This window comes from Ruegeria sp. HKCCA4633, assembly GCF_013034605.1.
Lineage (GTDB): Bacteria > Pseudomonadota > Alphaproteobacteria > Rhodobacterales > Rhodobacteraceae > Ruegeria.
On sequence record NZ_WQGJ01000001.1, the window covers coordinates 501,213 to 524,870 of the forward strand.

The following is a 23,658-nucleotide window of genomic DNA, read 5'->3' on the forward strand; positions in this document are numbered from 1 at the left end:
TTTCGTTTGCACAAAAAAGCGGCGCAGCACATAAACACCCGGTCAGATTAACCTTTTTTCAGTTTCACGCAGCCCCGACAGGAAAACCGATGGTGCAACAGCCAACAAAACAGGATTGGAGCGGTGTCTTCACGCTGGGCCTGATCTGGGGCGCGACCTTCATGGTCGTGGCCATGGCGCTTGAAGGCTACGGCCCGATCACGGTCGCGACCTCTCGGACAACTCTGGGCGCTGTGACCCTGCTGCTTTTGATGTGGGTGACCGGTCGCAAACTGCCGGTTCTGACACCCGCTCTTAGCACTTCGATTGTGCTTATCGGTGTCCTGTCCACGGCCGTGCCTTTCATGCTGCTGAGTTGGGGGCAGCAGTTTGTACCATCCGCCTTTGCAGGGCTGTCTATGGCAGCTGTTCCGCTGATGGTGCTGCCGCTGGCCCACTTCTTCTCGGATGAACCCCTGAATCTGCGCCGTTTTCTGGGGGTGTGCCTTGGGTTTTCAGGCGCATTGGTGCTGATCGGCCCCGGCCTTGCACAATTGGGCCAAGGGGCAGAGCCCCTCGCGCAGCTGGCCTGCATCACGGCAGCCCTGTGTTACGCAAGCTCATCTGTGCTGACCCGACGCTGTCCACCTGTCGACCCTTTGGTTTTGGCTGCCCTGACGCTGGTTGTAGGAGCTATGCTTCTTCTGCCCATAATGCTGGTCACCGAAGGTCTGCCAACGTGGCAAGGGCCACGCCCGACGATCGCTTTGATTGTGTTGGGATTGGTCCCAACCGCTTTTGCCACCCTCTTGCGCGTGTCGATCACCCGCAGCGCCGGATCGGTCTTCCTAACATTGGTGAACTATCAAGTGCCGATCTGGTCGATGGTGTTCGGCGCATGGATCCTGTCCGAGGCCCTGCCCCTGCGCTTTTACATTGCCTTGGGTCTGATCCTGACCGGCATGGCGATCAGCCAATGGTTCAGCCTGCGCAAGGTTTTGCTCGGACGTTAACCCGTAGCAGCTTCGACCTCGGCCACGATGCTATCGACAACTTGTGTCAGCAGCCTGTCGTCTTCGCACTCGGCCATAACCCGGATCAGAGGCTCGGTCCCGGATTTGCGGATCAGCAACCGGCCCTGCCCGTTCAAACGCGCTTCGGCATCGGCAATAGCAGCCTGGACGCTCTGAACCTCCAGCGGGGTTTGACCGCTTGCATAGCGCACGTTTTTCAGCAACTGCGGCACCGTTTCGAACTGTTTCGACAGATCCGACGCCTTACGCCCCGATAGAACCATTTCCGCCAGAAAATGCAGACCGGCCATAAGTCCGTCACCGGTGGTGGCATAATCGCTCATCACGATATGGCCGGATTGTTCACCGCCAAGGTTGAACCCGCCTTCCCGCATCCGCTCAACCACATAGCGGTCGCCAACGGCCGTGCGCTCCAGACGCAGCCCCTGCCCTGTCAAGTGGCGTTCGAGGCCCAGATTGGACATCACCGTCGCCACCAGGGCATCGCCCTTCAGCTGGTCCGATTTCTTCCATGCCGTCGCCAGCAATGCCATTAGCTGATCGCCATCGGCCACTTGACCGGTTTCATCAACCACAACAACCCGGTCTGCATCGCCATCCAGACAGATGCCGACATCTGCCCCATGGGCCACAACCGTTTCTGCGGCCAGTTGCGGCTTTGTCGATCCGCAATTGAGGTTGATGTTCTTGCCGTTGGGCGCAACACCAACTGGAATGACATCAGCACCGAGCTCCCACAGGACCTCGGGCGCAGTGCGGTGGGCCGCACCGTTTGCGCAATCGATGACCACTTTCAGACCATCCAAACTCACGTCACGGGGCAAGGACGATTTCACACGCTCGCCATAACGAAACCGCGCATCATCGACACGACGCGCCCGGCCGATATTCTGCGCCTGCGCGGGCCGGACGCCTTCGTCGATCAGTTTTTCGATCTCGATCTCTGCCTGATCGGACAGCTTATAGCCGTCGGGTCCAAAAAACTTGATGCCATTGTCTTCAGCCGGGTTGTGACTGGCCGAGATCATAACCCCAAGATCAGCGCGCATGGACCGCGTCATGAGCCCAACAGCAGGCGTTGGTACGGGCCCCAGAAGCAGCACGTTCATACCCGTCGAGGTCAGACCCGCCGTCAGCGCGTTTTCCAGCATGTAACCGGACAGACGTGTATCTTTACCGATGACAACCCGGTGCACACCTGTCGCGTCGCGGCGAAAGTAACGCCCAACCGCAGCCCCGATGCGCAAGGCCATTTCCGCCGTCATCGGATGCGTGTTGGCGGTGCCCCGCACCCCGTCAGTTCCGAACAGCTTGCGCATACGTGTCACTCCGTGATTTGTCGTGAGACCGGATTACCGGACAGCAGCCCACAGGCGCAAGGCCTGAGAGGTCTCGGCCACGTCGTGCACGCGAATGATTTGCACGCCCTGAGACAATCCTGCCAAAGCCACCGCAATTGATCCCGGTGTACGCGCTGTCTTGCGCGGCTCCTGCCCGATCGAACCAATGAAACCTTTGCGTGACACGCCCAGCAGGATCGGGCAGCCCAAACCGTGAAACAGGCTGAGATTGCGCAGCAAGGTCAGATTGTGGTCTTCGGTCTTGCCGAAGCCAATCCCTGGATCAACAATGATCAGATCGCGGCTGAGGCCAAGGCCCTCCAGCACAGCAATCTGGTTCTCCAGAAAGTCATACACATCCAGCAATACATTGTCGTAGTGCGGATTGTCCTGCATCGTGGCCGGGTCGCCCTGCATATGCATGACACAAACAGGTGCGCCCTGCGCCGCACAAAACGGTGCCAGATCAGCGTCAAAGGTAAAGCCTGAGACATCGTTCACCAGCCCGGCCCCGGCATCGCAGGCAGCTTTGGCCACACTGGCCTTGCGCGTATCGATTGAGATCAGAGCGTCCGTTTCTGACCGTATCGCTTCGATCACAGGGCGGGTGCGGGCAATCTCTTGTTCGGCCGGAACAAAATCTGCACCTGGGCGCGTGGATTCCCCACCGATATCCAGAATGGTCGCCCCTTGCGTAACCATTCCAGCGGCGGCCATACGGGCGGCTTCCGCCGAGCTGTGGACGCCGCCATCCGAAAAACTGTCTGGCGTGGCATTCAGAATGCCCATGATATGCGGCACCTGCATGTCCAGACCTGCAATGTCTGCCCGCGCCTGGGTCAAACGGTCCAGATGGTCTGAAGGAACCTCTGATACCGCAACAATCTCACGGTCCCCCCCGCGCCGCAGAGCTTCAACATGGGTAAACCAGAGCGATTGCCCTGCCAGCGGAACGGCACCTGCAGGGCGGGCCGGGCCATTTTGAACCAGTGGCCTGTAGTAGATGCTCACAGCTGGGCCTGATCCACGGCAACGGCGCGCAAAGGCGTTTTGGGCTCTGTCGGCAATGCGCCGCCGATCACCATCATCTCGCTCGCTTCAAAGGTCGCAGCGAACCAAGCCGCAAGGGCCACTGCATCCGATGGTGCGGCAGACGGGCCATCCACAGCGTCCAAAACGATCTTGGACGGGGCCCAGACGCAAATCTGGCCGTTCTTCATCGCCCAATCCAGTTCCGTCCGGGTCGAAACCACAACACAACGGTGATCTCGTGCCGCCAGAACCCAAGCATTCTGCTCAATGGCCAGCAAATCAATACGGCGCTGCGTCATCGCGTGGCCAGTTTGGGGCGCAGCCAAATCCGACGCCCCAACGCACAGGATCAATGGACGCTGACGGTTTTCCAACTGGTCAATCCAACCGGTCAGGTTGTCCGAAGAAATGGCTTCGTTCGACAGGTACACAAGGCGCGGATGCGGGCGTTCTTCCTCGACCACGTCGTGATGAACCGAGTCCTTTCCGCGCACGATTTCGACCCCCAACGCCCCCGGACCACGATCCAGCTTTTCGATGCGAACAAAAACCCTTACGGCTTGGTGTTCGAGCAAGATGCGTTCGGCCACACGCTCGGCCAGCGTCTCAAGCAGGTTCAATCTTTCTGCGGCCAACTCAAATGCAATTGCTTCGGTGACGCGATCATAGGACAGGATGCGGTCCACGTCGTCGTCAATATCGGCGGCCAGCGGGCGCACCTCGACCACGATATTAAAACAAATCCTTTGGGTGGTTCCTCGCTCAGCCTGAAAAGCACCGATCTCAACTTCGACGATGTGGTCGCGCAGCGAAATCCGATCCAGCGGCCCCCGGGGTGAGGTTGCCTCGGATCTCTCGGACGGGTGTGCGAATGCCAGGCGGATTTCAGAACTCATAGGTCAGGCCTTTTTGGGCTCGTTGCAAAGTATGCCTACTATAGGCGTTGCGGGGGCCTATAGCACTTATACAAACGCCATTCCAACCGCCGATTGCGGCGTCAGGTTACCCGAAACCAGCTCATCATACCGGATGCGGCGTGTCCTAGCATATGGCAATGCAACAGCCAGCCCCCCGGATTGTCCGCGACCAAAGCGATCTGACGAGTCTGCCCTCGTCCAACCAAAACAGTATCCCTCCAGGGGCCAAGCGACCCATCACCCAGAATCAGCCTGAAGTGATGACCATGCAAATGCATCGCGTGCGGAAATGCCGTTTCATTTACGAATTCAACACGGTGTAGACTGCCGATTTCTGCATCCAGAAACGGATCCTCAGGGCGTTCAGCACGGCCATTTAGCGCCCAGAACCGGCCAAGCTGCGCCAACTCTTGCCCCGACAATTCAGTTTCACCAAGTCTGGCGCTTTCCAACCATCGCATCGCGCCGCCTTGCAAAACCATTCTGTGCAAAGGCGCGTCTTCAATATTATTGATTTCCGGCAAAGGATTAGGCGGCAATGCTGACACGCTCTGCCTTTGCGCCTTTGCAGCATCGCCTGTAACGTCGAAACGCGCCAGACCAAAGGCACCGTCCCTTTCTACACTAACGAGACTTGCTGTATCACCTTCGGTGACAACGTCGACAATCAGATCCGCACGCTGTGCAGGCGCCAGTGGAAACGATCCTGACAGTTCCAACGGAGTTTCCAGCGGCATTCCGTCCAAAGCAACGATCCACCCGGACAGACCATCAATATCCAGATCATAGATCCTGGCGTTAGAGGCATTGATCAAGCGCAATCGAAGCCGTTGATGTCTTTGCACAGAAAACGCTGGATCAAACGACCCGTTTACGGTGACGATATTGCCAAGCCGACCTGCGTGGCTCAGGTCATGGCCGTTGCCGAAATCGTCTGTTATCTGAGCCGTTTCCGGGTCTAACCGCCAATCATCCAGCATCAGTATCAGGTCCTGATCGACATCTGGCGTTTGTGCCTCCTCGACGATCAGCGGCCCGTAAAGGCCCCGTGCAACCTGCTCCATTGACCTGTTGTGCGCGTGATACCAATACGTACCCGCATCAGGAACGACAAAGTCGTAATCAAATGAACGGCCCGTTTCGACCACATCCTGCGTTAGGCCCGGCACACCATCCATCGAATTGTCTATTCGGATTCCGTGCCAATGGACCGAAGTCGGCTGAGGTAGCGCGTTCAACAGTTGGCGCTGAACGCGCGCGCCCTGCCCGACCCTTATGGTGGTTCCCGGAACAGTGCCATCGAAGCTCCAAACTGTGGTGTCAGGAAACCCGTCGGGCGCAACGCGCTGATGCGCCTCGCGCGCCTCGAGCATCGGATATCCGGCCCGGGCCGCAAACGGCAACAGAGACGCTGCCGCCGCAGTTTTAAGTATGTGCCTTCGAGTAAATAGCATTACGGGCCTCCTGGCCCGTAATATAGACTGCAACTTGCATCGCGCCACCAAGCTTCCAGCGCGGGTGCGTCAATCAGTTGCTCGCTGTCCGGTAGTTGTGGCGATAGAAGATATGCACACCAATCCGCGCGGTCTGTTTGTAGACACGTGACCACGATGGACGAACTGCAGTGGTGTGGTAATGGGTTGCCCCTTCGGTCAGTTCTTTTGCGACGCCATCAATCGCCGCACGGGCCACTTTCGACACGCGCTCATAGGCTTTCTGTTCGTGGATGACCTCTTTGCGGCCATCGCACGTGTATGTGAATTGGCACTGGTATTTTTTCCCTGTGCCTTGGCGGATGACACCGCACAACGAATCCGGGAAACGACCGCTTTTGACACGGTTCAGGATCACTTCAGCCACAGCGAACTGACCGCGGACGCTTTCACCACGCGCTTCAAAATACAACGCCTCGGAAAGGCACTTCCAGTTGTCGTCACCAGCTGCTTTAGGTTGCTGATCAAGCCAATCCTTGGAATAGGTCACTTCAACAGGCTCAGCGGCTTTACGCGGCTGGAACAGCTGGAAATAATCGCGAAACCGTTGGCCAGGCAATTCGTTACGGGCCACAAGCTCTTGCTTTGCGGTTTCGGTTGCTTCCCTCTCGGCGAAGGACGCACTTGGCAGCACGGTTGCCGCCAATGTGGCAGCAGCCAGTATATAACGTAGCATCAGATAACCTCGCACAGGCACTTCACGCGCCATACCCTCCCCCGGCGGGCGCGACGAGGCATCTAACGCAACCAGACGCAAAGGTCCAGCCTTTTGAAAAAAGCAAGTGGAAAATCGCCCGTCGCGAAGAATTACTTCGCCCACGAGTGACCATGTACCCCACTAATCCTTGGGATACCTGGTCCTGTCAACCCCCAAGTCTGGACGAAATCGCCAATTGAGCGGCAGCCAGCCGAGCCACCGGAACCCGAAACGGAGAGCACGACACATAGTCAAACCCCAAATCCCGGCAAATGGCGATTGATTCGGGGTTTCCGCCATGTTCGCCGCACACAGACAGGGTCACGTCAGGTTTTGCAGCGCGTCCTCTTTCCGCCCCCAATTTCAACAATTCCCCCACCCCATCGGGGTCAAGAACATGAAACGGGTCTTCACCAAAGACACCCTGTTGCACATAGGCCGACATGAATCGACCGGCATCGTCCCGCGACAGGCCATAGGTCATCTGCGTCAGGTCGTTTGTACCAAAACTCATAAATGCCGTTTGTGGGGCGATCTCCTCCGCGCGCAAACAGGCGCGTGGGGTTTCGACCATTACGCCCAGCCGATAGTCGAACTCCTGCCCCTGTTCCGACGCAACAGCCGCCGCGACCGAGTCGATGCGGGATTTGACCAACTCAACCTCGCGCTTTGCCGAAACCAGTGGGATCATCACCTCGGGCACGACCGCGGCACCGTTCTGGCGGGCCTCCAGCGTGGCTTCAAATATTGCGCGCGCCTGCATGTCATAGATTTCGGGAACGGTCACACCCAGTCGGACGCCACGCAGGCCCAGCATCGGGTTGTACTCGCTCATGGCCGCAACCCGCCGCTCAACATCCGAGACTGGTAAGTCAAGCGCTTCGGCCAGTTCCCTTTGCCCGCTGCGGGTGGTGGGCAAAAACTCGTGCAACGGAGGGTCGAACAGTCGAATGCAGACAGGCTTACCTTCCATGATCCGGAAAAGTTGCACGAAATCTTCGCGTTGCATCGGCAGCAGGCGTTCCAGCACTGCCGCCCGACCGGACGAGGTTTGTGCAAAAATCATTTCGCGCATCACGATCAGACGACCAGGATCAAAGAACATATGCTCGGTCCTGCACAGGCCGATCCCCTGTGCCTCGAAATTCCGGGCTGTTTGCGCATCGGCGGGTGTGTCAGCATTGGCGCGAATATCAATGTCACGCTCTGCATCGGCCCAGGCCATAAGCGTCTGAAAACAATCGTCCAGCGCCGCCTCGAGCATCGCAGGCTGCCCTGCCAGAACCTGGCCCGAGCTGCCATCGATGGTCAGAACATCGCCTGTCTTGAAGACACGCCCATCCTGAGCGGTCAGCATCTTTTTCTTTGTTTGAAACCGCATGTCGGACGCGCCGACGATACAGGGCAAACCAAGGCCGCGCCCGATCACTGCCGCGTGGCTGGTCATCCCGCCTTTTTCCGTCAACACAGCCACGGCCGCGTGCATCCCGCGTACATCCTCGGGCGAGGTCTCGCGGCGCACCAGAACACAGGCTTCACCACGCGCGGCACTGGCCTGCGCCTCAGCCGAGGTGAACACGATCTTGCCGGTCGACGCACCGGGACTGGCCCCGATGGCCGTCGTCAGCACGTCGCGCTTGGCGTCAGGGTGCACCTGACGGTGCAGTAATTCGTTCAGCGCATGAGGGTCCACACGCATGACCGCCTCTTGCTGCGGGATTATGCCATCCTCGGCCAGTCGCACTGCGATCCGCATGGCCGCACGGGCGCTGCGCTGCACCCTCACGCCGTCCAGAATGTGTACGTCACCATTTTGAATGACGAACTCAACCTGCATCTCTTCGCGCAGCTTTTCGCGCATCAAAGCGGCTTGTTCCTTGAGTTCTGCAAAAGCCTTTGGCGCCACTTCCTCAAGCGATGGTCCGCGCGGGTCTTTCTCCAAGAACAGCGCGGCAACGTCTTCGCCCAGAGCATCCCGACCCTGACTCTGGCTCAGGTAGCGTCCGGTGATCTGCGGCATCCCGGTTGTGGAATCGACCAGTTGCAAGACACCGGAACCACATTCCCCTTGCCCTACACCGGGGATCATCTCTTGAATGACCAGCCCAAGCCCGGCATCCGCCGGAGCCCCTTTGGCCTGCCGCAACAAGCGCGCCGAGGTTCCATCCCATGCGCGCGCCATCGACCGCAGAACACCGATCAATTGCTCTCCGCGATCCTGTGGAAAGGCTTCATCGGTTTCGTCTTCATAGGCCCGCAACGACTGGCTCAGACCTTCACTCCCGTCCAATTCGATGTCATCGAACAGATCGGGGTCCAGACGCGCCACGTGGATTGCATAGCTTTGCACAAATCTCAGATACAGCGCCGCTGCAGCCTCGGCCCCCATGGTTTCGGAAAGGTCCACATAGCACGCATCGTTCATTCCGATGTTTAGAACCGCACCGGGCCCGCCCCAATCCGGGTCTTCGGAACTGGGCCGAACGCATAGCAACGTCGTCGGGTCAAACTGTTCCAGGATCGCGGCCAGATCCGGAATTTCGCCTTCGGCGATTTGATGTACGGACTCAAAAGACAGGGCAACCGTGCGCGGCACCGGTAGGTCGAGGCGGACCAGCCGTTGCAAACACTTGGCCCGCCCGCCATGAGTGTTCGCCATGACAGGAGCGTCGGACGTTATGAGCGTAGTATGCGGATTATTCTGCACTGCAGCACCTTTTGGTTTGCGTGCAGCATAAGCGGTTGCGCCTTTCGCGCAAGGGTGTTGTGGGCGCGCATTTGCAGCGCGCCCAGCTATTTAGCCCTCAATCCGGGTCAGATCAGCCACGCTGGAACAGACCTGGCGGATCTGGCTAAGTAGGTTCAGACGGTTACGCCGGACAATGTCATTGTCGGTGTTGACTTGTACATCCTCAAAAAATGCATCTACCGGTCCGCGCAGCGCAGCCATGGCGGCCATTGCGGTCGGGAAATCCTCGGCCTTCAACGCCGGTTCGATCTGCGCCTGCGCCTGATCCAACGCCGCGAACAGCGCCTTTTCGCTGTCTGTCTCGGCAAATTTCACATCCGCACCATAGGAGTATTCGACCCCGTCCTTCTCTTCGGCCTGCGTCAGAATGTTGTTGGCGCGCTTAAAGCCCTGCACGAGGTTTTCGCCGTCCTCGGTCGCGATCACCGCGTTCAGAGCACGGGCGCGTTTGACCAACAGGTTGAGGTCGTCATTGCCATCCATCGCGATACAGGCGTCGATGATGTCGTGACGGATGCCCTCGTCGCGGAGGAAGACTTTGAGGCGATCGTGGAAGAAGGAGAGGAGGTCGTCTGACGTGTCAGGTATTTTCTTTTCCAGGCTCAGGAAATCGCTATTGGGCAGCTCTCCCAGTTTCTCTTTAAACGTCTGGAAAGCCGCGCCAAATACGCCATGCTCTGCAATTTCGTCCAACAGATCATTGATGCTTTCAGACCTCAATGCATTGTTTGAGGCGCTTTCCGCCCGCACCAATTGACTGTCAAAGTATCTGTCCAAGTGAAGTCGCAAATTGTTATCCAGCACCAACCGAATAATCCCCAACGCCGCACGGCGCAGCGCAAACGGGTCTTTCGAGCCGGTCGGCTTCTCATCTATCGCCCAGAACCCAGTCAACGTGTCCAGCTTGTCGGCCAGCGCCACGGTCACCGACGGCGGTGCAGTCGGTACGTCGTCCGATGGACCCAGCGGCGAGTAGTGTTCCTGCGCCACGGCGGCCACGGCGGCGTCTTCGCCTGCGGCTTCGATGTAATAGCGTCCCATAAGCCCCTGAAGCTCAGGGAATTCATAGACCATCTCAGAACTCAGATCGGCCTTGGCCAGACGCGCGGCTTTCTCGGCCTGATCGGTATCCGCACCGGTCACCGGGGCCAGTTCGCGGGCTAGCGCGGCGATACGGTCGATCCGTTCGGCCTGTGTGCCCAGCTTGTTGTGGAAGGTTACATTCTCAAGCGCACGGGTCCATTGGGCGATGTCCGATTTGGCGACACGCAGGTCGTTCTCCCAGAAGAATTTCGCATCCGCCAAACGGGCCGACAGCACCTTCTGGTTCCCTGCCAGAATGGTCGCGCCATTGTCGGCGGTTTCGCGGTTTGCAACCGTGATGAACCGTTCGATCCGACCCGTTTTAGGGTTCTTCACGGAAAAGAACTTCTGGTGTTCCTTCATCGAGGTTTGCAGCACCTCAGGCGGCAGGTCGAGGAATTCGTCGTCGATCTGCCCCATCAGCACCACCGGCCATTCAACCAGCCCGGCGACCTCTGCCAGCAGGCCCCTGTCTTCGACCACCTCCAGTCCGGCGGCAAAAGCCATGTTCTGGGCGTCGTTCCAGATATGCTCGGCCCGTTCGTCGGGCGACAGCAGGACAAAGGCGCGTTTCAATTGGGCGGCGTAATCGTCAAACGATGATACCGAAAACCGGTTCGGCGCCATGAAGCGGTGGCCTGCGGTTGTGTCCCCAGATGTGATGCCCTCAACCTCAAGCGGCACGACCTGCGCGCCTGCCTCATCATTCAGGATGCACAGGATCGAATGTAACGGACGGACCCAACGCAAAGGGCCATTGCCCCACCGCATGGATTTGGGCCAGGGGAAGTTGCGGATGGTGGTTTCCAGCACCTCAGCCACAATGTCAGCCGCCGGGCGACCCGCCTTTTCGATGGTCGCAAAGTAAACTGCACCTTTGGGCGTGTCGCGCTCTTCCAACTGATCGCGGGTCAGGCCAGCGCCACGCAGGAACCCTTCGATAGCTTTGTCCGGCGCGCCAACTTTAGGGCCTTTGCGTTCCTCGCGGATCGTTGGGCTTTCCGCCAGCAGGCCTTCGACCGCCAGCGTCAGGCGACGCGGCGTGGTCAAGGCAGCGGCCCCAGCATAGGTCAAACCACCCTCAACCAAACCATCGGTGATCCGCTTTTTCAGGTCCTCACCGGCGCGGGTCTGCATGCGCGCGGGGATCTCCTCGGAAAACAGTTCGATCAGCAGGTCAGGCATTGTCGGTCCTTAGAAATTGACGATCGTCTGAATGACGATGGCATTAGCGATATCCACAAAAAAGGCGGATACAAGGGGGAGCACGATAAAGGCAATAGGAGATGGGTCATATCGCCGTGTCACACCGGTCATATTTGCAAAAGCGGCGGGTTTCAGGACCAGCCCAGCAAGGTTATTCAGCTGTCAGGACGCTCAGGACACTCTTCTCCGACGACGGTGCCGTCATAGGCCTTTTCGCCACAATTGTTCAAAACGTGCCAAACAAAGCCTTTGCCTTCTTGGGTAACAGCCACGATGCGATCCACACCGTAATGCACGTTTTTCTGACCAATGAACGCCTGCGCCTTGCCTGATTTCAAGTCATCAGCCAGGGCCACTGCATCGTAACAGTCAAACCAGCCCGGAGCCGTCAGCGGCTTTGCCTCATCCGCTGTCAGGTAGGTGGCCCGCAACTCTTCCAGCGCAGCATCGGTTTCAAAACAGGCGCGATACCGGATAGGAGAGCTGTCTGCGTCGATGGCCTGAAAGGATGTATACGAAATAGCCACCGGGGGCTGGGCCGCGTCGATCGACAGAAACACATCCTCACCCGGAATGGGCTCAACTTCATAGTAATACCCGTAGACCTGAAGGTAATACATGCCAGCGCCTGCAACAGCCGCAGACATGAGCAGGATGATTGCCAGAATTTTTCCAGTCATCTTTCGATGCTTCCCCTTATGCAGGTACTTCCAAGTGTTTCAGAAATAGGCCACGTTTCTCCGCAGAACAGAACGAACCGAGGCGAACCTTATGGAATCCACTCTTGCCGTTGGATTTTTCGGCGCACTTTTTGCCATTATGAACCCAGTGACGAACCTGCCCGTCTTTCTGAGCGTGACGCAGAATCTGTCGGCATCCGATCAGCGCAAGGTTGCGGTTAAGACGTCCCTCTATTGCCTGATCCTTGGCGGGGCGTTTGCAGCTATCGGCAGTCAGGCGCTGGGCTTGTTCGGAATAACGGTTGACCATTTGAGAGTCGCGGGTGGTCTGGTCGTCTTGATGATCGGTTTGAACATGTTGAACGGCAACGAAAGCAGTTCGCACCATGGAACCGATGACGAGAAAGAAGAATATCCCGCGGCTGAAACCGTCGCCTTTTACCCTTTGGCCTTTCCCATTCTTGTTGGCCCCGGAACCATCACGACCTTGATCCTGTACGCACATCACGTGAAGAAACCTGTTGAAGCAATTGTTTTTGCCGGTGTATTCCTTGGCGTCGTCGCCCTTTTGCTGATCACATTCTGGAATGCGGCATGGCTGGCTGAACGCCTTTCTGGCAACGCGCGCGTGATCATGAGCCGCTTCATGGGCATGATCTTGTCGGCCATCGCGATTAGTATGATCGCTGACGGCCTGAAAGCGTTGTTGCCGGGGCTGGCCTGATTGGCCCATCAGGTTTGGAACCCAGCCGCCTCGGTCTGAACGAACGCATCCGCGCATTGTTTCGCCAGCGCTCGCACACGGCCGATGTAAGCCTGTCGTTCCGTCACCGAAATCACGCCCCGCGCGTCCAGCAGGTTAAAGATATGGCTGGACTTGATGCATTGATCATAGGCCGGGTGCGCCATGATGATGCGCTTTCCGGTTTTTGGATCGTCATGCTCTTGCGCCAGAATGGCGGCGCATTCGGCCTCGGCCTCTTCGAAATGACGCAGCAGAACTTCGGTGTCGGCCACGTCAAAGTTCCAGCGGGCGTATTCCTCTTCGGTTTGCTTGAAGATGTCACCGTATGTCAACGGGCTGGGGGACTGCGGGTCATTGAACGGCATGTCCATCACATGGTCGACACCCAGCACATACATGGCCAGACGTTCCAGACCATAGGTCAGCTCGCCCGAGACGGGCGCGCAATCATGCCCGCCCACCTGTTGAAAATAGGTGAACTGGCTGACTTCCATTCCATCACACCAGACTTCCCAACCCAATCCCCAGGCACCCAAGGTGGGGCTTTCCCAGTCATCCTCGACAAACCGAATGTCATGCAGGTCCATGTCGATGCCGATGGCCTCGAGGCTGCCCAGGTAAAGCTCCTGCAGATCGGGCGGGCTGGGTTTGATCAGAACCTGATACTGGTAATAATGCTGCAACCGGTTGGGGTTTTCGCCGTAACGCCCGTCGGTCGGACGGCGCGACGGCTGAACATAGGCCACGGCCCAGGCCTTGGACCCCAGCGCCCGCAGAGTGGTCGCGGGATGGAACGTCCCTGCCCCAACTTCCATGTCATAGGGCTGCAGAATTGCGCAGCCCTTGGAGGCCCAATAGGTCTGAAGCCGCAGGATAATCTCCTGAAATGAACGCGGTGCGCTGTTCGGTTCGGTCATAGCATTCCCTCTGGGCATCCTTGCGCCCGGTTCCGGTCGGTTTGGCCCTTCCTATGCAAGGGGCCAAGGGGCGTCAACGGGGCTTTGGTGCTTGGCTGTATCTGCGCGGCCACACCGCAAATTCCCCGTATTCGCGGCATGGCAATTGGCACCTGAAATCGCGTATTCTGCGCCAAAGCACAAACATTGCAGAACACAGGCAGACAATGACACGCGTATTTACAGCATTTCTATTATTTCTTGTGGTCGGCCTGCGCGCCGCTTCCGCGCAGCAAGACCCTGGCGTATGGGTTCAGATCGAAGCGCAGCCGACGCTGCAAGAGGCTCAGGAACGCGCGCAGGCTTACGCCCGCGCTTTGCCGGATGTGAACGGCTTCAGACTGAACAGCGGATGGTATGCGGTCGTGATCGGCCCCTATGCGCGGCCGGATGCCCAACAGGTGCTTAGGGTCTATCGATCCGAGGGTCAAATACCCCGTGACAGCTTCATCGCCTTTTCCAGCGGACTGGGGCAGCAATTTTGGCCCGTCGGCGCAAACGTACTGAATCGCGGCACCATAGCGGCTCCCGTCGCGCCTATTGCTCAGGCCGAAGACACCCTGACAATCGCACCCACTCAGGACGCGGATGAAACCCGCGCTCAGGCCCTGCAATCCGAACGTTTGCTGACCGCGCAAGAGCGCAAGGATCTGCAAACTGCGTTGCAGGCAGAAGGGTTTTACAACTCGACCATCGACGGGGCCTTCGGTCAGGGAACGCGCCGTTCAATGGGCGATTGGCAACGTTTCAATGGGTACGAGGCAACCGGTGTGCTGACAACTGCACAGCGCAAAGCCTTGATAGACGACTATAATGCGCCACTGACAAGTGTTGGGATGGCCCAATACAAGGATGACGCGGCTGGGATCACGATGGACCTGCCTTTGGATGCTGTCCGCTTTGATCGCTATGAAGCCCCCTTTGCCCACTTCAACAGCGCATCTGACCTGAACGCAAAGATACTCTTGATCAGTCAGGACGGCGACAAGCGCACGCTGCGCGCCTTGTATGAGGTCATGCAATCGCTGGAAATCGTTCCGCTTAACGGCCAGCGCGAGTTGAGAGGAGACCGCTTTACCCTTGAAGGGCGCGGCAATGGTGTTGTGTCCTTTACGCAAGCGCGCCTGACAGACGGCAAGATCAAAGGCTTCACTTTGGTCTGGCCCGAAGGGGACGAGGCGCGCCGCCTGCGGGTTCTTTCGGCTATGGCCTCCAGTTTTACCACCACAGACAAGGTGCTCGACGCTGCTGCAGGTGCAGACGCCGCACAAAGCATTGATCTGATGTCCGGCCTGCAAATCCGTAAACCGCGCCTTTCCCGTTCCGGTTTCTTTGCGGATGAAAAGGGAACCGTTCTGACAGTTTCGGAAGCCGTCGAGAATTGCACGCGGATCACTCTGGACGGGGATCAGGAGGTGCAGCTTGCCAAGGCCGATAACGACATTGGCGTTGCGGTTTTGCGTCCAACCAAGGCGCTGGCGCCGATGAGCGTGGCCGCTTTCAGCGCTGCCCTGCCGCGCCTTCAATCCGACGTCGCGGTTTCGGGCTTCTCCTATCAAGGGGCTTTGGGTGCCCCGACTCTGACATATGGGCAAGTCGCCGATGTGCGTGGCCTGAATGGTGAGACAGGTGTTAAACGCCTGGCCTTGAACGCGCAGCCCGGTGATGCAGGCGGCCCGATCTTCAATGACAGCGGCAATGTTGTCGGGATGCTGCTGCCCACACCATCCGAAGGGCGCAGCCTGCCGGCTTCGGTCAGTCTGGCGGCCACGAACGAGAGGCTGACAGAAATCCTAACTCAGGCTGGCGTGTCCGGTCTGTCCAGCGAAGAAACCACACAGATTTCGCCCAATGAATTGAGCCGTCGCGCAACAGGCATGACGGTTCTGGTGCACTGCTGGGAATAAACCGCAGCCACCAGCAAGTTTCCAAGCGCCGCGCACCCGCGCGGCGCTTTTTCACAGAATGTCTGGCGTCACATGGATAAGCGTCGGGACCGGTGCGTCGAAGGCGGCGCGGGTGGCGCTCTGCATTTCTGCCAATGTCGACGGTGCCGCCGACAAGGCTCCGAAAGCCTCAGCCAATTTGCAGAAATCCGGGTTTCGGGCCACGACTGCATTGGGTGCGATCTGACTGCCCACCATGCTGTCTTCAATCTCTTTCAGCTTGCCATTGTCCCACAAGATGATCGGAAGAGATAAACCCAGCTCAACCGCAACGCCCAGTTCCTGCATCGTGTAATGGAAACCATAGTCCCCCGCGATAACTGCCGTTGGCTTTCCGCGTCTGGCCACGGCCCCACCGATCCCGGCAGGCAACCCATAACCAAGGGTGCCAAACCCCGTTGGATGATGCCAATGATGAGGATAAGCCATATCCCAGACTTCTTTCGCGACATAGGCGAACTGGGTCATATCTGAATAGATCATCGAGTCGGCTGGCATAGCTTCGCGCAAAGCATCCGCGATCGGCACGATTCCGGACCGTTCTGCGTCCACCTCGGCGCGCCAGCTTGCACGGGCATCGGCTACTTCCTCGGCCGACCAGCCGCGCGCAGGCTTCTTGTCCTCGGTGGCCTGCCACAACGCACGGGCAAAACTCTGGCTGTCTGCTTGAAGCTTGATGGCGGCGCGGTGGTGATCAGACAAAACCTCCGGATCCAGATCCACACGGATCAGCGGTGCTTTATGCCCCAACTCATGCCGCCATAAATCGACTTCTCCAAGCTCCGCCCCAACGACAATTACCAGATCAGCTGAGGCAATGACCTCGGCGCTTCCGGGACGTGGCAGCATGGATCCGAAGTCCAACGGATAGTTCGCCCCGACCAACCCGCGCCCAGCATAGGTGGTAAAGCACGCAGCCCCCAGCTGCGTCAAAATCTGCCGCCAATCGTTGGACTTGCAGCCTCCACCCAAGATGAACAAGGGCCTGCGCGACTGATTCAGCATCGAGACAACGGACGAAACGTCTGGCGGCAAAGCCTTGGTGCGCAACGCAGGCTGGTTGGGGAACGGTGCAGGTTCGGCATCCGCCTCCAACTGCGCGATTGGCACCTGAATATGTTTGGGACGCGGCCGTGACAGCTCGAATTCCTCAAAAGCGCGTTCCACCAACCCATATGCAGCGGTCGCGGAGTCGGCCTGTACTGACCAATCAGCAACCGTTCCAGCTGCTGCGCGTTGATCTTTCATTTGATGCAACTGACCCCGCGCTGCCTGCGTTTCATCAAGGCACGATGACAGCACCAGCATCGGAACGGAATCGCTGTAGGCCTGACCGATTGGTGTCATGATGTTGCACAGCCCAGGCCCGGTGATGACATAGGCGACACCCGGCTTACCGGTTGCTCGCGCGTAGCCATCAGCCATGAACCCGGCGCCTTGCTCGTGCCGGGCCAGAACATGAATGATACCAGCTTCTTCGATGCCGCGATACATTTCCTGATTGTGGACGCCAGGAATACCGAAAATCACGTCCACGCCACGATCCTTGAGCATATGCGAGATTTGCGCGCCAAGGGGTCTTTGCATCAGTTTCTCCAGAATTGAACGGTGAAGATCGCGTAAACGGCCAAGAGTTCGAGACGCCCGACCAACATTCCGATTGTCAGCAGCCATTTGGCCGTATCGTTGAGGCCCCCGAAATTGCCTGACGGTCCGATCTGACTGCCCAGACCGGGGCCGACATTGGCCAAAGCGGTTGCTGCTCCGGATACTGAAGTGATGAAATCAAGCCCGGTCAGGGCCAAGGCCCAGGACAACACTCCCATCGACAGAACGAAAAACATGAAAAAACTCATCACCGAGGTCAAGACATCGCGCCCCACGGGCCGTCCGTCATAAAGCGGTACAAACACCCCGTGCGGGGACCTGATCCTTTTGATCTGAGTTTTGATTGATGCAATTAGCAGTTGGTAACGGAAGATCTTGATTGAACATGCCGTGGAGCCGGCGCAGCCCCCGATGAGCCCAATCAAGAAAAATAACATGACGGGAAAACTGCCCCACCCCATGTAATCGACGCTGGCATATCCGGTGCCCGAGATGATCGAGGTGATGTTGAACAGAGATTCGCGAAACGCCTGTTCCCAATGATGCGGAAAGACCGATGTCAGAAAGACGGTCATGATAATGACTAGCACCAGAACAGTCGCCAAGAAGGCGCGGATCTGGCTGTCTTCCCACAAGGAAGAGGTGTGACCATTGGCAAGCTGTACATACCGTACGAAGGGCAGCGCTGCCAAAATCATGAACACCGCTGCCGCATATTCCACCGGACCCGCAAATGTCGCGAATGAGGCGTCATAGTTAGCAAACCCACCCGTCGCAATCGTTGTCATCGAGTGGACCGTGGCGTCGAAAAAACTCATCCCAAGCGCGGCATAAACCAACCCACACACCACGGTCAGAAACACATAGATCAGGGAAATCTGGCCAGCGATCTCTTGCGCACGTGGAAGGATTTTTCCCATGGTTTCAAACCCTTCCGAACGGAAGATTTGCATACCACCAACCCGCAATTCCGGCAGGAACACCATCGCAACCACGATGATGCCGATGCCGCCTAGCCATTGCAGAATACCACGCCACAGCAAAAGCCCCTGCGGCAGCGAATCAAGCCCGCTTATGACCGTTGAGCCTGTTGTCGTAAGCCCCGACATGGCCTCAAAATAGGCATCGACAAAGCGCAGCTCGGTTTCACCAAAAAGGAACGGGATCGCACCAAATACCGGCAGCGCAACCCAGACGCCGGTCGTCAGCAAAAAAGTCTGCCGGATGGTCAGCCCCTCGCCCACGCCGTTGGAACAGCTCATCGCCAGAACTGATCCGGCCAGCGTCGTGATGATCGCGCTTTCCAAGAACACATGCCATTCGCCACGCCCTTCGATCATGTCGGCAAGCATAGGAAACAGCATGGTCGCCCCAAGAATGGCGACCAGCAAGCCAATCACATATCCGACCGGGCGAAGATCCATCATGACGCGCAGCGTTGGCGCGCCAACCCGACGGTGTCAAGCAGATGATCCGAGTTAAGTGTCGGATTTCGTCTCTGTCCCAGGCATCGCCGGAGGTTTGGACGGAGCCCGAGTTCTGCGCGTCTGCGGTTTAGGTTGCTCAGCCGCCGGTGCCGGTTTCGTTTGAGCCGCAGAAGGCGCGGGTTTCGGCGCGGCGGCTTTGCGCGTACGCGATGCAGGTTTCGCCTGTGTCGAAACGGCTTTTTCAAGCGGGGTCGTCTTTTTGGGCTCAACTGCAGGTGTCTTGCTCGCAGGTGCTGCAGATTGGACTGAGGTTTCTTTTGCCGGAGCGGTTTTGGCGACAGAAGACGTTGCAGGTGCCGCCTTTTGGGCAGCGGGTTTAACGGGCTTTGTGGCGGCGGCAACCGGCTTTGCTGCTGCTTTCGGCTGAGGTGCCGGTTTTGGCGCAGGTGCAGGCTTGGCTTTGGCGGCAGGTTCAACCTTAATTGTGGCAGCAGCACGTGGTTTCGCGGAAAACTCAACCGTTTTGGGCTTAGGTGCCACCACAACACTCTTCTTCACAGGTTTTTTTGCGCCCGTCGTCTTCTTGGACGCTGCTTTGAGCGCACGTGCTCCGGCTGGTTTTGCTTTGACCGCCGCCTTTTTGGCTGGTTTCTCAGTGACCGGTGCCGGGGCAGATGCAGCCGCGTGTATGGTTTGCACGGGTGCCATTGGCAACTCGAACGCAGACCGAGCCATGATCTGCATGATCTTCATCTGGTTGGCCATTGCATAGCCTGCCACTCGCAATGCCGCAGCCTGAAGCTCCAGTGAATGGGTAATCGGATTCATTACATGTTTCTCCTGTAAAACCGATGCAGCCCGAGTTTTTGGTGTAAGGCACCCTGCCTACGCAGACACGCCGCGCGGCGGTTGGGGTCTTGCAGTCCAAGGCGTGTCACGTCTCGGTGTCCTTTCGGGGACGCACACCTTCCCGAAGGCAGGCATGCGTCTGCTGCATTCCCTTCGAACATACAGGCAAAAAATGCGCATTTGCAGCATTTTTGCTGCATTGCGGCGAAAGAACGCTGATCGACGTAATCCCTGATTAAATTCTAACCGCTTACAGCGGGGAACTCACCCAACATGAAACAGGGTTGTGAACAATCTCGGGTCCAGACTGGGCGCCTCAAAGGTTTGGCCTTCGGTCAGAATCGACACAGCGTCATGGCTGTGCAGGCTCTCTTGGTGGCTAGCCACGATACGGAAATCGCCCACGTGGTGATCAGCTAACAATTCGGCGCAGAACAGGCGCGCAGCATCTTCGACAAAGATCGGGTTGGCGGCGTTCAGCTCGGCAAACGCCTGCTCGTCTTCGCGTTTGACCATGACCTGTGTCTCGGTAGGAACCGCTCTGCGGCACAGCGCGATGAGGTCTTCGAACCACAAACAATCCGCGTCGCAATCCACAACCACTGAAATTCGCGCGACAGAGCGCTGAGAATGCGGGGTTGCAAGCTGTCCGCGCATCGACCGCGCATGTTCGCTCAGTTCCAGAGAGCACGGACAAGTTGAGGAATAGACATAGTCCAGATGCATGATCTTTTGACGCACGCCGTTCTGTTCGACCAGTTCCAAGGCTATGTCGTAATACTGATAGCCTTCCAAACCCGAGCGCAGGCTCTTTACTTTATCCGGGTAAGAAAACCGCATCTGAATGCGGGCATCAAAGCTGTCCAGATCGGTCATGTAGTCGTCGAGCGCCGCTTCCATCACCTCGAAGCTGAACGTACGTTCTGCATGTTTGTAAAACGACCGCATGATCCGGGACATGTTGATGCCCTTTTTCTCGGCCTCCAGACTGACAGTACCTGTGATCGACGTCTCAAGCGTCAGGTCATCGCCCTGTTTCCGGTGAAACCGGATCGGAAGGCGGAAATTCGAGATGCCCACATGCTGGATTTGCTGTTTCGCCCCACGGATCAGGCTAGACGGGCCATTCTGCAAGTCCGGCAATGACGACCTGTAAGCTGCATCTACTGCAAAATCCTCTGGGTACTCGCGTGAGAGCGAAGGATAATTTACAGCGGCCACCCCCGGCACCAGACGCGCGATGGCCGGGTCCAACTGACTGATTTCAGACACAGACGCCATTTTCGCCCACTGCCGCAGCACACTCAGGGCTTCGGCGGCTTTTTCACGGTCTGGTGTTTCATCAATGTCGCGCGGGTGAACGTTCATCGGCTGCAGTTCCTCGAGTGATCGTCGGACTATATACGACTGAGGTTCGTTTTCCAGTCTATCCCGATACGTTGCCATTAGCAGTCCGGATCGAAAAAAGTGGCGCGAAACCGTCAATTTGCAACGGTTTGCGCCCTTTATTGGTTCTATCGGCAGGACAGCACCCCGTCCGAAAAGGTTTTCAAGCGGCACTCGGACGTCAGGTAATGCCCCGACGATAAAGGTGCGCGCTGGAACTGGTTATTTCTGCGAGACTTCCAAAGCCTGCTGAATATCAGCCAGCAGGTCATCTGCGTCTTCCAAACCAACGGAAAAACGAATGAGTCCTGACGAAATGCCCAACTCAACTTTCTGCGCGCCGCTCAGGCGTTGGTGTGTCGTCGTCGCCGGGTGCGTTGCGATGGATTTGGCGTCGCCCAGATTGTTGGAAATCACCGGGATCGTCATCGCATTCAGAAACGCAAAGGCAGCGTCTTTGCCGCCTTTGATGTCCAGCGACAGAACTGTGCCGCCCTTGCCGCCAAGCTGCGATTGCACCAGCGCGTTCTGCGCATGAGTTTTCAGACCGGGATAGAGGGTACGCTCCAGCGCCGGGTGCCCTTCAAGCGCTTCAGCAATCTTTTGCGCGCTGTCGGCCTGTGCATTTACGCGCAGCGCCATGGTTTCCAGGCCCTTAAGCATAACCCAAGCATTAAACGGGCTCAGCGCACCGCCGGTATGCTTCAGGTATGGCTCGACCGTGCCGCGGATGAAATCCCGTGTACTGATGATCACACCGCCCAGCGCGCGGCCCTGACCGTCAATGTGCTTGGTTGCTGAATAAACGACGACATCGGCACCCTGTTCGATCGCACGCGAAAAGACCGGTGTCGAAAAAACGTTATCCACCACGACAAGGGCGCCAACGGCATGAGCCAGTTCCGCAACCGACGCGATGTCGATCACTTCCAGCGTCGGGTTCGACATGGATTCAAAAAAGACAGCCTTGGTGTCCGGGCGGATCGCCGCTTTCCACTGCTCCAGGTCAGTACCGTCAACAAAAGTCACGTCGACGCCAAAGCGGGTCAGGATGTTTTCGACGATATACAGACAGGATCCAAACAGCGCCTTGGCGGACACGATATGGTCACCAGCCTTCAGCATCGAGGTCAACGCACCGTTGACAGCCGCCATGCCCGACGCCGTCGCAAAGGCGTCCTCGGCCCCTTCCAGCGCCGCGATGCGTTGTTCGAACATCGACACGGTTGGGTTGCCATAGCGCGCATAGATGAACTCGTCGGGGCCACATTCCAGAAAACGGGCCTCGGCCTGTTCTGCGTTTTCGTAAACGAAGCCCTGCGTCAGGAAAATCGCCTCGCTCACCTCGTTGTACTGACTACGACGGATGCCGCCATGGACGGCTTGGGTGCGTTTGTTCCAGTTCTCGCTCATCTCATTCCTTTCAGCCTCTGGCAGAGGCAAACAAAAAACCCCAGACGCGGCCAAGCGAAAGGGGTCTTTCATCCTGACCTTTTAGCGGTGTTGTTTAGCGTGGCCCGCAATCCGGTAACAAATCGCCACGTGGTCTGTGATGTTGGCCTTACGCCGCACATGCAGAGTCGTCAACCCCGACAAGCCCGTCGTCACAGATCTGTAATCAAAGGTCCGACGGGCCTTCCCTGCGATGGTATCGCCCGAAGTCACAGCTTTTTGCGCTTCGCCTGCCGCAAGCCCACTTGCCGATTGCGCAGAAACCCTCATGATCTTTTCAACCTGAGGAGAGACCATGATCGATCTGTATTTCTGGCCCACGCCAAACGGCTGGAAAGTGTCCATCGCCCTGGAAGAGATGGAGCTGCCCTACAAGACTCACCTGATCAATATCGGCAAAGGCGATCAGTTCGACCCGGAGTTTCTGAAAATCGCCCCCAACAACCGGATGCCTGCTGTCGTCGATCCCGATGGCCCTGACGGTGCGCCCGTTTCCGTGTTCGAAAGCGGTGCGATCCTGATGTACCTGGCCCGCAAGACCAAGCGCTTCTATGGCAAGACCGAGCGGGACCAGATCGCGGTCGAAGAATGGCTCATGTGGCAGATGGGCGGCGTCGGACCAATGGCCGGTCAGGCGCATCACTTTCTAAAATACGCCCCTCAACTGGACCCACCACAGGACCTGCCCTATGCAAAGGACCGTTATCGCGCCGAGGTCGCCAGGCTGTACGGTGTGCTGGATCGTCGGCTGGCGGACAATGAATATGTTGCAGGCGATTTCTATTCCATCGCGGATATGTCGATCTGGGGTTGGGCCAGTCTGTGGGAAGGGCAACAGCACAAGATCGACGACACACCCCATTTCGCCCGCTGGCTTGAAACCGTAGGTGCCCGTCCCGGCGTTCAGGCCGGTCGCGCGTTGTATGCAGACCTGCGCGGCGATCACAGGGACAAGCAATCGCAAGGTGTTCTGTTCAAGCGGTGAAAAGGATCTATGGCGAGTGTTGAGCCCTTACGAGGCCTACACCGAGATTTGAGGATTTGCCACTTCTGCAAATCACGCTCTGCACCAAGCACAT

General features: G+C 57.8%; 18 protein-coding genes, 1 pseudogene and 1 riboswitch. Of the genes and pseudogenes, 4 read left to right on the forward strand and 15 right to left on the reverse strand.

Annotated features, from left to right (window positions below; genetic code table 11):
* Positions 1-89: 89 nt before the first annotated feature.
* The gene (locus tag GOV85_RS02495) at positions 90-992 is read left to right on the forward strand and encodes a DMT family transporter (RefSeq protein ID WP_171174703.1); all 903 of its coding nucleotides are present in this window, start codon (positions 90-92) and stop codon (positions 990-992) included.
* Here the strand turns inward: GOV85_RS02495 and glmM are convergent.
* The 9 genes and pseudogenes from glmM to GOV85_RS02535 all read right to left on the reverse strand — a co-directional run bounded on the left by glmM (position 989) and on the right by GOV85_RS02535 (position 12,210).
* Positions 989-2,332: a phosphoglucosamine mutase gene (gene glmM / locus GOV85_RS02500; protein WP_171174706.1), complete on the reverse strand. Its 1,344-nt coding sequence runs from the start codon at positions 2,330-2,332 to the stop codon at positions 989-991. The two genes, GOV85_RS02495 and glmM, sit on opposite strands and share 4 nt — an antisense overlap.
* Positions 2,333-2,365: 33 nt before the next feature.
* Positions 2,366-3,364 carry a dihydropteroate synthase gene (gene folP / locus GOV85_RS02505; protein WP_171174707.1) on the reverse strand — a complete coding sequence of 333 codons (999 nt, stop codon included), beginning with the start codon at positions 3,362-3,364 and terminating at the stop codon, positions 2,366-2,368.
* Entirely contained in the window at positions 3,361-4,281 is a 921-nt protein-coding gene (locus GOV85_RS02510) for a dihydroneopterin aldolase (protein WP_171174709.1), read from the reverse strand. Before GOV85_RS02510 ends, folP begins: the two co-directional genes overlap by 4 nt.
* A gap of 101 nt (positions 4,282-4,382) precedes the next feature.
* On the reverse strand, positions 4,383-5,756 hold the full coding sequence (locus tag GOV85_RS02515) for a multicopper oxidase family protein (RefSeq protein WP_171174711.1): 1,374 nt from the start codon (positions 5,754-5,756) through the stop codon (positions 4,383-4,385).
* Between the two features lie 73 nt (positions 5,757-5,829).
* Positions 5,830-6,471, reverse strand: a complete 642-nt coding sequence (locus tag GOV85_RS02520) for a cell wall hydrolase (protein WP_171174713.1) — start codon at positions 6,469-6,471, stop codon at positions 5,830-5,832.
* Between the two features lie 187 nt (positions 6,472-6,658).
* A complete protein-coding gene (locus tag GOV85_RS02525) occupies positions 6,659-9,151 on the reverse strand; it encodes a putative PEP-binding protein (protein ID WP_171174715.1) in 2,493 nt (830 codons plus the stop codon).
* Positions 9,152-9,289: 138 nt separating this feature from the next.
* Positions 9,290-11,509 (reverse strand): glycine--tRNA ligase subunit beta, encoded by a 2,220-nt coding sequence (glyS, locus tag GOV85_RS02530; protein ID WP_171174717.1) that lies wholly within the window; start codon positions 11,507-11,509, stop codon positions 9,290-9,292.
* A 9-nt stretch (positions 11,510-11,518) separates the two neighbouring features.
* Positions 11,519-11,659 (reverse strand): annotated as a pseudogene (locus GOV85_RS21455) (sodium/glutamate symporter); the annotation flags it as partial.
* Between the two features lie 26 nt (positions 11,660-11,685).
* A complete protein-coding gene (locus GOV85_RS02535; RefSeq protein WP_171174719.1) occupies positions 11,686-12,210 on the reverse strand; it encodes a DUF6446 family protein in 525 nt (174 codons plus the stop codon).
* Between the two features lie 91 nt (positions 12,211-12,301).
* Between GOV85_RS02535 and GOV85_RS02540 the strand changes: the two genes are divergently transcribed.
* Positions 12,302-12,934, forward strand: coding sequence for a MarC family protein (locus GOV85_RS02540; protein ID WP_171174720.1), 633 nt, complete (start codon positions 12,302-12,304; stop codon positions 12,932-12,934).
* A gap of 8 nt (positions 12,935-12,942) precedes the next feature.
* On the opposite strand, the gene GOV85_RS02545 is transcribed toward GOV85_RS02540, so the two are convergent.
* On the reverse strand, positions 12,943-13,872 hold the full coding sequence (locus GOV85_RS02545; protein WP_171174722.1) for a glycine--tRNA ligase subunit alpha: 930 nt from the start codon (positions 13,870-13,872) through the stop codon (positions 12,943-12,945).
* A 206-nt stretch (positions 13,873-14,078) separates the two neighbouring features.
* Here GOV85_RS02545 and GOV85_RS02550 point away from each other — a divergent pair, with 206 nt between their 5' ends.
* Positions 14,079-15,818, forward strand: a complete 1,740-nt coding sequence (locus tag GOV85_RS02550) for a serine protease (RefSeq protein WP_171174725.1) — start codon at positions 14,079-14,081, stop codon at positions 15,816-15,818.
* A gap of 51 nt (positions 15,819-15,869) precedes the next feature.
* On the opposite strand, the gene GOV85_RS02555 is transcribed toward GOV85_RS02550, so the two are convergent.
* From GOV85_RS02555 to metZ, 5 genes are all read right to left on the reverse strand, one after another.
* Complete coding sequence (locus GOV85_RS02555) at positions 15,870-17,444, reverse strand: 5-guanidino-2-oxopentanoate decarboxylase (RefSeq protein WP_171174727.1); 1,575 nt, start codon at positions 17,442-17,444, stop codon at positions 15,870-15,872.
* A complete protein-coding gene (locus tag GOV85_RS02560; protein ID WP_171174729.1) occupies positions 17,444-18,892 on the reverse strand; it encodes a TrkH family potassium uptake protein in 1,449 nt (482 codons plus the stop codon). The genes GOV85_RS02555 and GOV85_RS02560 overlap by 1 nt, the downstream gene beginning before the upstream one ends.
* A gap of 51 nt (positions 18,893-18,943) precedes the next feature.
* Positions 18,944-19,720, reverse strand: a complete 777-nt coding sequence (locus GOV85_RS02565; protein WP_171174732.1) for a hypothetical protein — start codon at positions 19,718-19,720, stop codon at positions 18,944-18,946.
* 285 nt (positions 19,721-20,005) lie between these two features.
* Complete coding sequence (folE2, locus tag GOV85_RS02570) at positions 20,006-21,109, reverse strand: GTP cyclohydrolase FolE2 (RefSeq protein WP_171174734.1); 1,104 nt, start codon at positions 21,107-21,109, stop codon at positions 20,006-20,008.
* 240 nt (positions 21,110-21,349) lie between these two features.
* Positions 21,350-22,540, reverse strand: coding sequence for an O-succinylhomoserine sulfhydrylase (gene metZ / locus GOV85_RS02575; protein ID WP_171174736.1), 1,191 nt, complete (start codon positions 22,538-22,540; stop codon positions 21,350-21,352).
* A gap of 61 nt (positions 22,541-22,601) precedes the next feature.
* A riboswitch (SAM riboswitch) is annotated at positions 22,602-22,679 on the reverse strand.
* Between the two features lie 195 nt (positions 22,680-22,874).
* Here metZ and GOV85_RS02580 point away from each other — a divergent pair.
* The gene (locus tag GOV85_RS02580) at positions 22,875-23,564 is read left to right on the forward strand and encodes a glutathione S-transferase N-terminal domain-containing protein (protein ID WP_171174738.1); all 690 of its coding nucleotides are present in this window, start codon (positions 22,875-22,877) and stop codon (positions 23,562-23,564) included.
* The last annotated feature ends 94 nt before the right edge of the window (positions 23,565-23,658 follow it).

What these genes read in the sequence shown, in the direction of transcription:
- folE2 (WP_171174734.1), bottom strand. Translation starts at nt 21,109, where the DNA reads ATGAACGTTCACCCGCGCGACATTGATGAAACACCAGACCGTGAAAAA.
- GOV85_RS02525 (WP_171174715.1), bottom strand. Translation starts at nt 9,151, where the DNA reads ATGGCGAACACTCATGGCGGGCGGGCCAAGTGTTTGCAACGGCTGGTC.
- GOV85_RS02545 (WP_171174722.1), bottom strand. Translation starts at nt 13,872, where the DNA reads ATGACCGAACCGAACAGCGCACCGCGTTCATTTCAGGAGATTATCCTG.
- GOV85_RS02560 (WP_171174729.1), bottom strand. Translation starts at nt 18,892, where the DNA reads ATGATGGATCTTCGCCCGGTCGGATATGTGATTGGCTTGCTGGTCGCC.
- GOV85_RS02550 (WP_171174725.1), top strand. Translation starts at nt 14,079, where the DNA reads ATGACACGCGTATTTACAGCATTTCTATTATTTCTTGTGGTCGGCCTG.
- glyS (WP_171174717.1), bottom strand. Translation starts at nt 11,509, where the DNA reads ATGCCTGACCTGCTGATCGAACTGTTTTCCGAGGAGATCCCCGCGCGC.
- GOV85_RS02565 (WP_171174732.1), bottom strand. Translation starts at nt 19,720, where the DNA reads ATGAATCCGATTACCCATTCACTGGAGCTTCAGGCTGCGGCATTGCGA.
- GOV85_RS02555 (WP_171174727.1), bottom strand. Translation starts at nt 17,444, where the DNA reads ATGCAAAGACCCCTTGGCGCGCAAATCTCGCATATGCTCAAGGATCGT.
- GOV85_RS02495 (WP_171174703.1), top strand. Translation starts at nt 90, where the DNA reads ATGGTGCAACAGCCAACAAAACAGGATTGGAGCGGTGTCTTCACGCTG.
- glmM (WP_171174706.1), bottom strand. Translation starts at nt 2,332, where the DNA reads ATGCGCAAGCTGTTCGGAACTGACGGGGTGCGGGGCACCGCCAACACG.
- GOV85_RS02520 (WP_171174713.1), bottom strand. Translation starts at nt 6,471, where the DNA reads ATGCTACGTTATATACTGGCTGCTGCCACATTGGCGGCAACCGTGCTG.
- GOV85_RS02535 (WP_171174719.1), bottom strand. Translation starts at nt 12,210, where the DNA reads ATGACTGGAAAAATTCTGGCAATCATCCTGCTCATGTCTGCGGCTGTT.
- GOV85_RS02510 (WP_171174709.1), bottom strand. Translation starts at nt 4,281, where the DNA reads ATGAGTTCTGAAATCCGCCTGGCATTCGCACACCCGTCCGAGAGATCC.
- GOV85_RS02515 (WP_171174711.1), bottom strand. Translation starts at nt 5,756, where the DNA reads ATGCTATTTACTCGAAGGCACATACTTAAAACTGCGGCGGCAGCGTCT.
- metZ (WP_171174736.1), bottom strand. Translation starts at nt 22,540, where the DNA reads ATGAGCGAGAACTGGAACAAACGCACCCAAGCCGTCCATGGCGGCATC.
- GOV85_RS02540 (WP_171174720.1), top strand. Translation starts at nt 12,302, where the DNA reads ATGGAATCCACTCTTGCCGTTGGATTTTTCGGCGCACTTTTTGCCATT.
- GOV85_RS02580 (WP_171174738.1), top strand. Translation starts at nt 22,875, where the DNA reads ATGATCGATCTGTATTTCTGGCCCACGCCAAACGGCTGGAAAGTGTCC.